This is a genomic window from Saccharopolyspora sp. CA-218241 (genome assembly GCF_050954615.1).
GTDB lineage: Bacteria > Actinomycetota > Actinomycetes > Mycobacteriales > Pseudonocardiaceae > Saccharopolyspora > Saccharopolyspora cebuensis.
This window is the reverse complement of sequence record NZ_CP191860.1, coordinates 1796986-1808716: the sequence shown is the minus strand read 5'-3', so window position 1 is coordinate 1808716 and position 11731 is coordinate 1796986. Positions and strand designations below refer to the sequence as shown.

Below are 11731 nucleotides of genomic sequence, written 5' to 3'. Positions count from 1 at the left end.
CTCAGGGGACTCGGCAGCAGCGCGGTGGCACGCGACCGGCTCCGCCGCGCGGATCGTCGGCGGGAGCGGTGCTCACGCGTCGGCCGAGCGGGGGCTCCGGATGAACAGCAGGAGCACCCCGGCGACGACCGCGGCGCTCCCGGCGGCCAACCAGGCCCCGGCCAGCCCGGCGTGCTCGGCGAGCAGCCCGAACAGCAGCGGCCCGGAGCTGCCGCCGAAGTAGATCCCGGTCTGGGTGAACGACGTGGCGCTGGCGACCCGGTCCGGGGCGATCTTGGCGACGGCGAAGTTGAGCAGCCCGGGCCAAGCCCAGCCGGCGCCGAACGCGACGGCCACGCCGATCAGGAAGGCCGCGGGCGCGGGCACCGCCATCAGCCCGTAGCCCACCGCCCCGACGAGCAGCATCCCGGTGATGACGCGGACGAGGTTCGGGTTCCGCCGATCGGCCAGCACTCCGGCCGACAACCGGACCAGCAGCCCGGCGGCCGACCCGACAGAGAGCACCAGCCCGGCCGCCGACGGACTGAACCCGACCTCCACCGCCGTGGTGGTGACGAACGCGCCCAGCGCGTTGGCCGCGGCGGACCCGAGCCCGCCGGAGATGGCCAGCAGCAGCAACGCGCCGCGCGGGGCGCTGCCCCGGCCCGAGGCGGCCGCACCCGGCCGGGAACGCTCGGCGGTGGGCAGCAGCGGGACCGCGAAGGCAGCGACCAGCCCGATGATCCCGGCGAAGACGAAGACCCACCGCCAGCCGATGGTCAGCGCGACGGCGGGCACGGCGACGCCGGCCAGCAGCGTGGCCACCGGGATCGCGGACTGCTTCACCCCGAAGCCCATGCCCCGGCGGTGCACCGGAACGCCCTGCGCGATGAGCAGGTTCGATGCGGGCTGCCCCAGCGAGTTCGGCAGTCCGGCCAGCCACAGCAGGCCGAGCAGCCAGGCGGCGTCCCCGGCCGCGGCCATGCCGAACAGGCAGAGCGCGCTGCCGGAGGCGGCCAGCCGCATCCCGAGCCGGGCGCCGATGCGCTCGACCACCCAGCCCATCATCCGGGAGGCGATGGCGGCGACGCCGAAGAACCCGGCGGCGGCGAGCCCGAGCAGCGCCGCGCTGAAGCCCATGTCGCGCTGGAGCTGCACCCCGAGCCCGCCCACCAGGAAGACCGGGAAGACGCCGACCGTGACCACGGCGGCGACCGAGGCGAGCACCCGGGGCACGCCGACGGCGGCCGGAGGAGCGGCGATCCCCGCTGCGGGCATCGGCGTACCTCCATCGTCGGCGGCGCGGTGGTCATGACCAGGCTGCGCAGCGCGGTGGTTTTTAGCAACGCTAACGTGACGCACGACTCCGCGCAGGCCCGCACGACGCCCGAAATGCCGGTTGACTCCGGCGGTCCGGCCGCGCGAAGGTGCTAAGCCGTTGTCGATCGACCGCAGGAGGACATCGGTGACCGTGGCGCCGGGAGCCGGGCTCCCCTCCACCCTCATCCCCGACCTGGTGCTGCTCGACGCGGTGGAGCTGTCCTGGTCGATCCGCAGGCGCGAGGTCTCGTGCGTCGAGGTGATGCGCGCCTACCTCGACCACATCGACCGGTTCAACCCGCAGGTCAACGCGATCGTCTCGCGCGCCGAGGAGGGCGACCTGCTCGCGCAGGCCCGGGAACGCGACGCGCAGCTCGACCGGGGCGAGCCGGTCGGCTGGATGCACGGTTTCCCGATCGCGGTGAAGGACCTCTCCGACGCTGCGGGCTTCCCCACCACCAAGGGCTCACCGCTGCTGGCCGAACACCGCGCCGAAGCCGACGAACGGCACGTGCGGCGGATGCGGGACGCGGGCGCGATCGTCGTCGGCAAGACCAACGTGCCGGAGTTCGGGCTCGGCTCGCACACGTTCAACCCGGTCTTCGGCACCACCACCAACCCCTACGACCCGTCCCGCAGCGCCGGGGGCAGCAGCGGCGGGGCCGCCGCCGCGCTGGCGATGCGGATGCTGCCGGTGGCCGACGGCAGCGACTTCATGGGGTCGCTGCGCAACCCCGCCGGCTGGAACAACGTCGTCTCGCTGCGGCCGGGCTTCGGCCGGGTGCCCGCCGAAGGCTTCCTCAGCGAGCCCTCGGTGCCCGGTCCGATGGGCCGCACGGTGCGCGACATCGCGATGCTGCTGTCCACGATGGCCGGTCCGGACCCGCGGGCGCCGCTGAGCATCGAGCAGGACCCGGAGCGGTTCACCGGCGACCTCAAGCATGACTTCACCGGCGCCCGGATCGGCTGGATCGGCGACTTCGGCGGCTACCTGCCGTTCGACCCGGGCGTGCTGGAGCTGTGCTCGACGGCCTCCGAGGCGTTGCGCGAGATCGGCTGCACCGTCGAGCCGGTGCGCACCCGGCTGCCCACCGAGCAGATGTGGGAGACCTTCCTGCTGTGGCGGCGGTGGCGCACCGGCCCGAACCTCGCCGCCGCGCACGCCGACCCGGCCACCCGGGCGCTGCTCAAGCCCGAAGCCGTCTACGAGGTCGAGGGCTACCTGGAGCTCACCGTCGACGACATCACCCGCGCGCTGGACGGCCGGGACCGCTGGTACGCGGCGGTGTCCGCGCTGTTCGACGACTACGACTACCTGCTCGCGCCCAGCGCGCAGGTCTTCCCCTTCGACGCGGGGCTGCGCTGGCCGAACCGGGTCGGCGGCCGGGAGATGGACACCTACCACCGGTGGATGGAGACCGTCGCGCCGTGGACGCTGTCCGGGCACCCGGTGGCCACCGTTCCCGTCGGGTTCGGCGCCGACGACCTGCCGATGGGGGTGCAGCTCATCGGCCCCAACCACGCCGAGTGGCCGCTGCTGAAGCTCGCCTGCGCCTACGAGGCGGTCACCGACTGGGTGCACCGGGTGCTGCCGCCCGCACTGCGCTGACGGAGCGGGGCGGGACGGGGCGCCGGAGGTTCCGCCGCCCCGCGGGGCGTTCAGCCGCGGAACGCCGGGATCCCGGTCAGCGCCTGGCCGATGGTCAGCGCGTGCATCTCGCCGGTGCCCTCGTAGGTCAGCACCGACTCCAGGTTCGTCATGTGCCGGATCACCGGGTACTCCAGCGAGATCCCGTTCGCCCCGAGGACGGTCCGCGCGCTGCGCGCCACCTCCAGCGCGCCGCGCACGTTGTCCAGCTTGCCGAAGCTCACCTGCTGCGGGCTCAACTGCCCGGCGTCCTTGCGCTTGCCCAGGTGCAGCGCGAGCAGCCGACCGTTCTGCACCCGCACCGCCATGTCGGCCAGCTTGCTCTGGGTGAGCTGGAAACCGGCGATCGGGCGGCCGAACTGCTCGCGGGTCGTGGCGTAGTCCAGGGCGGCCTCCAGGCACGCCCGCCCGGCCCCCGCCGCACCCCACACGATGCCGTAGCGCGCCTCGTTGAGGCAGCTCAGCGGACCGCGCAGCCCGGTCACCTCGGGCAGCACCGCCGCCGCGGGCAGCCGCACGTCATCGAGCACCAGCTCGCTGGTCACCGAGGCGCGCAGCGACAGCTTCTGCTTGATCTCCGGCGCGGCGAAGCCCGGCGCGTCGGTCGGCACGACGAACCCGCGCACGCCCTCGTCGGTCTGCGCCCACACCACGGCGACCGAGGCGATGCTGCCGTTGGTGATCCACATCTTGCGGCCGTTGAGCACCCAGTCGGTGCCGTCCCGGCGCGCCGTGGTGCGCATCGAGGCGGGGTCGGACCCGTGGTCGGGTTCGGTGAGGCCGAAGCAGCCGATCGCCTCGCCCGCCGCCATCCGGGGCAGCCACTCCTGCTTGTGCTCCTCCGAGCCCCACCGCCAGATCGCGAACATCGCCAGCGATCCCTGCACCGACACCAGCGAGCGCAACCCGGAGTCGCACGCCTCCAGCTCCTCGCAGGCGATGCCGTAGTCCACGGCGGACATCCCCGCGCAGCCGTAGCCCTCCAGGTGCATCCCCAGGACGCCGAGCTTGCCCAGCTCGCGGGCCAGCTCGCGGACCCCCGGGAGTTCCCCGCGCTCGTACCACTCGCCGACGTGCGGCAGCACGTGGTCGCGGCACAGCGCGCGCACGCTGTCCCGGATGGCGAGCTGCTCGGTGCTGAACTCGGTGTCGATGCCCAGCGGGTCGCGCGGGTCGAAGGCGGGACGGGACGAGCTCATGACGGGATCCTCCTGGAGGCGGTCGGCGGCAGGGGTGCGGACTCGGTGTCGGACAACCAGGCGAGCACCTCGTCGGTGTGCTCGCCGAGGCGGGGCGGCGCAGTGGCGGCGGCGCTGCCGGTGGCGGAGAAGTCGATCGGCATCCGCGCCTGGGCCACCCCGCCGTCGCCCGGATCGACCGTCGGCCGCAGCCCGAGCGATTCGGCGTAGTCCACCGCGCGGGAGAGGTCGTTGACCTGCCCGCAGGCGATCCCGATGCGCTGCAACCGCTCCTGCCAGTCGACCGCGGTGCGCGCCCCGAGCACGTTCTCCAGGTGCCGCACCAGCTCCTCGCGGTGAGCGACGCGCTCGGCGTTGGTCGCGAAGCGCGGGTCCTCGGCCATGCCGACCAGGCCCAGGGCCTCGGTGAGCCTGCGGAACTGGGCGTCGTTGCCGACCGCGACGGCGAGGAAGGCGTCCTCGCAGCGCAACGTCTCGTACGGCGCGATGCTGGGGTGCCGGTTGGCCATCCGCTGCGGGGCGGCGCCGGTCGTCTGCAGCGCGCTCATCTGGTTCACCAGCGAGGACAGCAGGCTGGACAGCAGGTTCACCTCCACGTGCTGCCCCGTCCCGGTGCGGTCCCGGTGGCGCAGCGCGGCCATGATGCCCAGCGCCGCGTCCTTGCCGGTGAGCACGTCCACGACCGCGACGCCGACCTTGGTCGGCGGGCCGTCCGGGTCACCGGTGATGCTCATCAGGCCGCCGAGCGCCTGCACCACGAAGTCGTAGCCGGGCAGGTGCGCGCCGCCCTCGCCGCCGAACCCGGAGATCGAGGCGTAGACCAGGCTCGGGTTGAGCGCGGCGGCGCTGTCGAAGTCGAGCCCGTAGCGGGCCAGCGCCCCCGGCCGGAAGTTCTCCACCAGCACGTCGGCCCGCCGCACCAGGTCCCGCGCGGCGCGCTGCCCGTCCGGGTCGGCCAGGTCGAGAACGACGCTGCGCTTGCCGCGGTTGACCGACTCGAAGTAGGCCGAGCTGTGCTCGGTCCACGGCGGACCCCACGAACGGGTGTCGTCGCCGCTGTCCGGCCGCTCCACCTTGACGACCGTGGCGCCGAGATCGGCCAGCAACATGGTCGCGTAGGGGCCGGCGAGCACCCGGCTGAAATCGGCGACGACCACGCCCTCCAGCGGGAGCGGGTCCGGTCCGGCGACGTCTGCGCACACCTCGCGAGCACCTTCCTCCAGCGGAGTTCCGCGAATCGCGTCACGGCGGAATTGGATCCAATATACAGTCGCGGGACCGACGGTCAAGCCCTTCTGGAGGCCCGGCATGCGCCCACCCACCACGCAGGAGTTCGTGCTCGGGGAGCTCCGCAAGGCGATCGTGTCCGGCGAGCTCGCGCCCGGCCAGCCGGTGCGGCAGGACGGCATCGCGCAACGGCTCGGGGTCAGCCGGGTGCCGCTGCGCGAGGCGCTCAAGACGCTGGAGGCCGAAGGCCAGGTCGTCTACCGCCCGCACCGCGGCTACTCGGTCGCCGAGCTGTCGCTGAGCGACCTGCTCGAGGTCTACCGGATGCGCGAGCTGCTGGAATCCGAGGCCGCGGCGGTGGCCACCGAGCGCTTCGGCGAGTCCGACCTGGCGCGGATCGCCGACGCGCGCGACGACGTGGAGCGCGCCGCGGGCAGCGGCGACCTGGTGGCCATGATCGCGGCGAACCGGCGGTTCCACTTCGCGCTGCTCGAACCCGCCGGGCTGCCGCGGTTGCTGCGCGTGGTCCGCACCCTGTGGGACGCCACCGACGCCTACCGCGCGGTGTACTACAACTCGGACGCGAACCGGCGCCGGGTGCGCGCCGAGCACGACGCGATCGTCACCGCCGCCGCCGAGCGCGACGCACCGGCCCTGGTCCGGCTGCTCGACGAGCACCGCGGGCACGCCGTGGCGGCGCTGCGCGGCACGATCACCGAGCGCTGAGCGGCCGCCGCACCCACTCGCGCCCGGCCGGGCGGGGGCACTTCGCGGTCGACGCCCCCGCCCAGTCGATCAGGAGTAGTCGTAGAAGCCCTTGCCGGACTTCTTGCCCTTCAGGCCGGCGTCGACCATCCGCCGCAGCAGCGGCGGGGCGGCGTGGTGCGCCTCGCCGTACTCGGCGTACATCGAGTCGGCGATGGCCGCGAGGGTGTCCAGGCCGACGAGGTCGGCGAGCCGCAGCGGACCCATCGGGTGCGCGCAGCCGAGCACCATCCCGTCGTCGATGTCCTCCGCGGTGGCGAACCCGCCCTCGTACATCCGGACCGCGGAGAGCAGGTACGGCACCAGGAGGGCGTTGACGATGAAGCCGGAGCGGTCCTGGGCCCGGATGGTCTGCTTGCCGAGCTGCTCGGTCGCGAACCTCTCGGCGCGGGCGAGGGTCTGCTCACCGGTGAGCAGCGAGGGCACCAGCTCGACCAGCTTGAGCACCGGGACCGGGTTGAAGAAGTGCACGCCGAGCACCTGCGCCGGTCGCTTGGTGGCACCGGCGAGCTTGGCGATCGGGATGGACGAGGTGTTCGAGGCCAGGATCGCCTCCGGATCGGCGACCACCTCGTCGAGCCGGGTGAACAGGTCGACCTTGAGCTTCTCGTCCTCGGCGATCGCCTCCACCACGAGCTGCCGGTCGTCGAGGTCGGCGAGGTCGGTGCTGAACAGCAGCCGGGACTGCGCCGCGTCCCGGTCGGCCTCGGTGATCTTGCCGGACTGCACCGCGCGGTTGAGCGACTTCCACAGCCGGGACCGACCGGCCCGGGCGGCCTCGTCGTCGACCTCGCAGACGATCACGTCCAGCCCGGCCCGGGCTCCGACCTCGGCGATGCCGCCGCCCATCAGTCCGCCGCCGACCACGCCCAGGCGCTCGATCTCCGTCACGACACCGGTCCTTCCGTCGCTGTGCTGCCGTGGCCGCGATCATGCCAGCACCACCGCCCCGACGACGTCGGGCAGTGCGCTACACCACCGGGTGCGGTCGCGCCGCGCGCCCACCGCGGCGGTCCGCGCGCCGGAACCGAGCCGCGCTTTCCTGAAATGAATTCTGCCCCGCGCGCCGGGCGCCCGACCGGGGCGGATACCGTCCGCGGAGGACGTCTCGAAGGAGGAGCCAAGGTGAAGCTGGACGGCAAGGCGGTCATCGTCACCGGAGGAGCGGGCGGCATCGGGCGCGGGATCTCCACCGCGTGTGCGGCGGAAGGCGCCGGGGTGCTCATCGTCGACCTCGACCAGGAGGCCGGGGACGCGGCCGTCCGGGAGATCACCGAGGCCGTGCCCGGTGCGCGGGTCGCCTTCCTGGCCGCCGACATCGGTGCCGCCGGGACGGCCGAGGCGGTGCGGGACGCCGCGGTGGCGGAGTTCGGCCGGATCGACGTGCTGGTGAACAACGCGCACGCCTCGCGGCAGGCCCCGCTCCTGGAGCACACCGACGAGATGTTCGAGCTGTCGTTCGGCACCGGCTTCTTCGCCACCTACCGGCTGATGCGCGCCTGCCACGCCCACCTGGCCGAGCGCGGCGGCAGCATCGTCAACTTCGCCTCGGGCGCCGGGCTGAACGGGCAGCCCAACCAGGCCTCCTACGCCGCGGCCAAGGAGGCGATCCGGGGGCTGAGCCGCGTCGCCGCGCACGAGTGGGCGCGCGACGGCATCCGGGTCAACCTCGTCTCCCCGATCGCCCGCACCGCCGGGGTCGAGGCCTGGTCGAAGACGCACGCCGAGCAGTACGAGCGGATGCTCGGCACGATCCCGCTGGGACGGCTGGGCGACCCGCGGGAGGACATCGCACCGGTCGTGGTCTTTCTGGCCTGCGACGACAGCCGCTACATGACGGGGCAGACGCTGATGGCCGACGGCGGCACCGTCATGCTCCGCTGAGCTTCCGCTCGCCTCGAGGCGCCTCAGGCGGGCGGGTTGGCGCAGCTCGGGTTGAGCAGCTTCTGCACCTCGGGGGTGTCCAGGTTCTCCTTCGTGATCAGCATCGAGCCGGTGTCGGTGGGCGGCGGCGGGGCGGGGTCGCCGGTGATCTCGCCGATCGCCGCCGTGACGGCGAAATAGCCCATCTTGAAGGGGTTCTGCGCGATGAGGCCGGTGATCACGCCCTCGCGCAGCGACTGGATCTGGCCCTCCGAGGTGTCCCACCCGATGATCTTGACCTGGCCCGCCTTGCCCGCCTGCCGCACGGCTTCGGCGGCACCGAGCACGCTCGGCTCGTTGGCCGCGTAGATCCCGTTGAGGTCGGGGTTGGCGGTGAGGATGTCCTGGGTCACCTGGAGCGCCGTGTTGTAGTCGCTCTCGCTGGACTGCTCGGCCACCAGCTCGAGCCCGGGGTTGGCGGCCAACCCGCGCCGGAAGCCCTCGGCGCGGGTCTCGTTGGTGCTGGTGCCGGGCTGGAACTCGATGAACGCCACCTTGCCCCGGCCGCCGAGCTGGTCGGCGAGGAGCTGGGTGCCCATCTGGGCGGCGGCCACGTTGTTCGTCGCGTACACCGGGACGTCCGGCGGCTGCGGCTCGGTACCGGAATCCATGTTGACCACGGTGGTGCCCTGCCCCTGCGCGGTGCGGGTGATCTGGGACAGCGCCTTGGCGTCGGTGGCGGCGTAGACGAGGCCCTGCACGCCGCCCTGGGCGAGCATGTCCTGCAGCAGGCTCTGCTGCCCGCTCACGTCGCTCTCGGAACTCACCCCGTCCCAGTGGATCTGCACGTTGGGCACCTCGGAACCGGCGCACTCGGCGCCGACCCGCACCTGCTCCCAGAAGTCGAAGCCGATCGCCTTGGGCACCACGACGATCTTCACCGGCCCGCCGGCCTCCACGTCGCCACCGCTCTGCTGGCGAACCTCGACGCTGCACCCGGCGGCCAGGACCGCCGACAGCACCGCGCACGTCACGCCCAGAACCCTCTTCATCGCCGAGCTCCCTTGCTCGCTACCCGACGTCGCCGCCGAGCTTGCGCCGCTGGTAGCGGTCCCACCAGACCGCCAGCCAGATGATCACGCCGATCAGCACGTTCTGGTAGAAGGTGCCGATGTTGAGCTGCACCGCCCCGTTGCGGATCACCGCGACGAGGAAGGCGCCGATCAGCGAGCCCCAGACGGTGCCGCGACCGCCGAACAGGCTCGCGCCGCCGATGACCACGGCGGCGATCACGTCCAGCTCCAGCCCTTCGCCGAAGTTGGGCTGTCCCGAGTTGATCCGCGAGGCGGCGATCATGCCGCCCAGCCCGGCCAGCGCACCGGAGAGCACGTACACCCAGGTCAGGTGGCTGCGCACCGGAACGCCGGACAACCGCGCGGCCTCCATGTTGGAACCCATCACGTAGGCGTAGCGTCCGAGTCGGGTCCGGGTGAGCACCAGGTGCCCGAGCACCGCGACGACGGCGATCATCAGCACCGGGATCGGCAGCACGCCGATCACGCCCTGCCCGAGCAGCCGGAACGAGTCGGGCGCGCCGAACACCGCGACCGCGCCGGTGATGATCAGCACCAAGCCGCGCCCGACGCTGAGCATCCCGAGCGTGGCGATGAACGGCGGCAGCCCCACCACCGACACCAGCAGGCCGTTGACGAGTCCCGCGAGCGCCCCGACCGCGATGCCGCCCAGGATGCCCAGCAGCGGGTTGACCCCGAAACCGGCCATCAGCATCACGCCGACCACACCGGACAGCGCGGCCACCGAACCCACCGACAGGTCGATGCCGCCGGTGATGATCACCAGCGTCACGCCGACCGCCATCACCGCGTTCACCGACGTCTGCGAGCCGAGGTTGAACAGGTTGTCGGCCGTCAGGAAGGACGGCGCGACGATGGACAGCGCGATGAAGACGACGATCAGCGCGCCCGCGGCGGCGACCTGCGACACCGCCCCGGAGAACCGGTCGGCCAGCCCGCCGAGCGGTCCGCGCTCCCGCGTGGACGATCCGTCCGTCTGCTGTTCGGTCATGGGGTGCCCTTCGCTCCGGTCGCGAGCGCGACGACGCGTTCCTCGGAGAACTCCGCACGCTCCACTTCACCGGTGATCCGGCCGGCGCGCATGACGAGGATCCGATCGCACATGTTCAGCAGTTCGGGCAAGTAGCTGGAGATGAACACGACCGCCTTGCCCTTGGCGGCCAGCGCGTCCATCTGCTGGAACATCTCCGACTTCGCGCCGACGTCCATCCCCCGGCCGGGCTCGTCGAAGAACAGCACCTCGGCGCCGGTCTCCAGCCAGCGCGCCAGGATCACCTTCTGCTGGTTGCCGCCGGAGAGCATTCGCACCGGGCGCCCCACCCACGGCACCCGGATGCGCAGCGCCTCGCGCTCGCGCTCGGCGATCGAGCGTTCCGCGCCGAGGCTGATCAACCCGGCCTTCAGCGGCAGCTTCGCCATCGTGATGTTCTTGTCCACGCCGAGCTGCATGGCCAGCCCGTCGGACTTGCGGGCCTCGGTGAGGTAGCCGATCCCGGCGGCGATCGCGTCGGCCGGACCGCGGATGCGCAGCGGGGCGCCGTCCAGCGCGACGGTCCCCGACTCGGGCACCTCCGCGCCGAACACCGCCCGGGCCAGTTCCGTCCGGCCCGCGCCGACCAGCCCGGCGAGGCCGAGGATCTCCCCGGCCCGGACCTCGAACGAGACGTCGCGGACCGCCTCGCCCCGGGTCAGCCCGGTCACCTCCAGCCGGGCCGGACCGGCTTCGCGGAAACTCCTCGGGTACAGGTTCTCCACGTCGCGGCCGACCATGAGCTGCACGAGCTGAGCCTCGTCGAGCTCGGCGGTCGGCCGGGTGGCCACCACCGCCCCGTCGCGCATCACCGTCACCCGGTCGCCGATCTCGAAGATCTCGTCGAGCCGGTGGGAGATGTAGAGGACGGCGATGCCGTCGGCGGTGAGCTCGCGGATGATCCGGTAGAGCTCCTCGGTCTCGCGCTCGGTGAGGCTGGCGGTCGGCTCGTCCAGGATCAGCACCTTCGCGCGCACCGCGAGGGCCTTGGCCAGCTCGACGCGCTGCTGCTCGGCCGTGGACAACCGGGACACCCGGCACGTCGGGTCGATCCGCAGCCCGACGCGGGCGAGCAGGTCCTTGGCCCCGCGGCGCTCCGCCGACCGGGCGATCCAGCCGGCCCGCCCCGGTTCGTCCCCCACGAACAGGTTCTCGGCCACCGACAGGTCCGGGGCCAGCGCGAACTCCTGGTGCACCATCGACACGCCGAGCCGCCGCGCGGTGCCGGGCCCCTGGAAGGCGACCGGCGCACCGTCCAGCTCGATGGTGCCGGTGCTGGGTTCCTCCACCTGGGCGATCAGCTTCATCAGGGTCGACTTGCCCGCGCCGTTCTCCCCGGCGAACACGTGCACCTCGCCCGGCGGCACGGCCAGCGTGACGTCCGAGACGGCGACCACGCCGGGAAAGCGCTTGCTCACACCGTTGAGCGCCACCGCGGCCCGCGGCGGTGCGGACGACTCCATTGCCGTCACGACGCGGCTCCCCTCGATCGTCGAGATCGTTGCTGTCAGCTCGCGGTGCGCCGGATCATACATAGCTCCACCACCCCTCGAAAGGGTTGCGACGAAGCGAAGTATTCGATTACCGACGCCACCGGACAAGTCCA

Annotated in this window: 10 protein-coding genes; 3 read left to right on the top strand and 7 right to left on the bottom strand. The window is 72.6% G+C overall.

The annotated features are described in order from the left end of the window. Positions 1-72: 72 nt before the first annotated feature. A complete protein-coding gene (locus ACQP0T_RS08835; RefSeq protein ID WP_433872128.1) occupies positions 73-1257 on the bottom strand; it encodes an MFS transporter in 1185 nt (394 codons plus the stop codon). A gap of 187 nt (positions 1258-1444) precedes the next feature. On the opposite strand from ACQP0T_RS08835, the gene ACQP0T_RS08830 reads away from it, so the two are divergent. Beyond that, entirely contained in the window at positions 1445-2908 is a 1464-nt protein-coding gene (locus ACQP0T_RS08830) for an amidase (RefSeq protein ID WP_345367881.1), read from the top strand. Positions 2909-2958: 50 nt separating this feature from the next. Here the strand turns inward: ACQP0T_RS08830 and ACQP0T_RS08825 are convergent, their stop codons facing one another. Further along, on the bottom strand, positions 2959-4146 hold the full coding sequence (locus ACQP0T_RS08825) for an acyl-CoA dehydrogenase family protein (protein WP_433872126.1): 1188 nt from the start codon (positions 4144-4146) through the stop codon (positions 2959-2961). Then, complete coding sequence (locus ACQP0T_RS08820) at positions 4143-5348, bottom strand: CaiB/BaiF CoA transferase family protein (protein ID WP_433872125.1); 1206 nt, start codon at positions 5346-5348, stop codon at positions 4143-4145. The genes ACQP0T_RS08825 and ACQP0T_RS08820 overlap by 4 nt, the downstream gene beginning before the upstream one ends. A gap of 106 nt (positions 5349-5454) precedes the next feature. On the opposite strand from ACQP0T_RS08820, the gene ACQP0T_RS08815 reads away from it, so the two are divergent. After that, entirely contained in the window at positions 5455-6099 is a 645-nt protein-coding gene (locus ACQP0T_RS08815) for a GntR family transcriptional regulator (RefSeq protein ID WP_433872124.1), read from the top strand. 69 nt (positions 6100-6168) lie between these two features. Here the strand turns inward: ACQP0T_RS08815 and ACQP0T_RS08810 are convergent, their stop codons facing one another. Beyond that, the gene (locus ACQP0T_RS08810) at positions 6169-7029 is read right to left on the bottom strand and encodes a 3-hydroxybutyryl-CoA dehydrogenase (RefSeq protein ID WP_433872122.1); all 861 of its coding nucleotides are present in this window, start codon (positions 7027-7029) and stop codon (positions 6169-6171) included. 234 nt (positions 7030-7263) lie between these two features. On the opposite strand from ACQP0T_RS08810, the gene ACQP0T_RS08805 reads away from it, so the two are divergent. Beyond that, positions 7264-8022: an SDR family NAD(P)-dependent oxidoreductase gene (locus ACQP0T_RS08805; RefSeq protein ID WP_345367876.1), complete on the top strand. Its 759-nt coding sequence runs from the start codon at positions 7264-7266 to the stop codon at positions 8020-8022. A gap of 23 nt (positions 8023-8045) precedes the next feature. Here ACQP0T_RS08805 and ACQP0T_RS08800 read toward each other — a convergent pair whose 3' ends face one another. From ACQP0T_RS08800 to ACQP0T_RS08790, 3 genes are read right to left on the bottom strand one after another with little or no spacing between them, the layout of a single operon-like run. Continuing rightward, positions 8046-9053 carry a sugar ABC transporter substrate-binding protein gene (locus ACQP0T_RS08800; RefSeq protein ID WP_433872119.1) on the bottom strand — a complete coding sequence of 336 codons (1008 nt, stop codon included), beginning with the start codon at positions 9051-9053 and terminating at the stop codon, positions 8046-8048. 19 nt (positions 9054-9072) lie between these two features. Continuing rightward, positions 9073-10086, bottom strand: coding sequence for an ABC transporter permease (locus ACQP0T_RS08795; RefSeq protein WP_433872118.1), 1014 nt, complete (start codon positions 10084-10086; stop codon positions 9073-9075). Further along, positions 10083-11588, bottom strand: coding sequence for a sugar ABC transporter ATP-binding protein (locus ACQP0T_RS08790; protein WP_433873639.1), 1506 nt, complete (start codon positions 11586-11588; stop codon positions 10083-10085). The genes ACQP0T_RS08795 and ACQP0T_RS08790 overlap by 4 nt, the downstream gene beginning before the upstream one ends. Positions 11589-11731 lie beyond the last annotated feature (143 nt).

Bases quoted from the DNA above. Each gene is read 5' to 3' on its own strand.
- ACQP0T_RS08835 (WP_433872128.1), bottom strand. From the start codon at position 1,257: ATGCCCGCAGCGGGGATCGCCGCTCCTCCGGCCGCCGTCGGCGTGCCC.
- ACQP0T_RS08825 (WP_433872126.1), bottom strand. From the start codon at position 4,146: ATGAGCTCGTCCCGTCCCGCCTTCGACCCGCGCGACCCGCTGGGCATC.
- ACQP0T_RS08815 (WP_433872124.1), top strand. From the start codon at position 5,455: ATGCGCCCACCCACCACGCAGGAGTTCGTGCTCGGGGAGCTCCGCAAG.
- ACQP0T_RS08800 (WP_433872119.1), bottom strand. From the start codon at position 9,053: ATGAAGAGGGTTCTGGGCGTGACGTGCGCGGTGCTGTCGGCGGTCCTG.
- ACQP0T_RS08795 (WP_433872118.1), bottom strand. From the start codon at position 10,086: ATGACCGAACAGCAGACGGACGGATCGTCCACGCGGGAGCGCGGACCG.
- ACQP0T_RS08790 (WP_433873639.1), bottom strand. From the start codon at position 11,588: ATGGAGTCGTCCGCACCGCCGCGGGCCGCGGTGGCGCTCAACGGTGTG.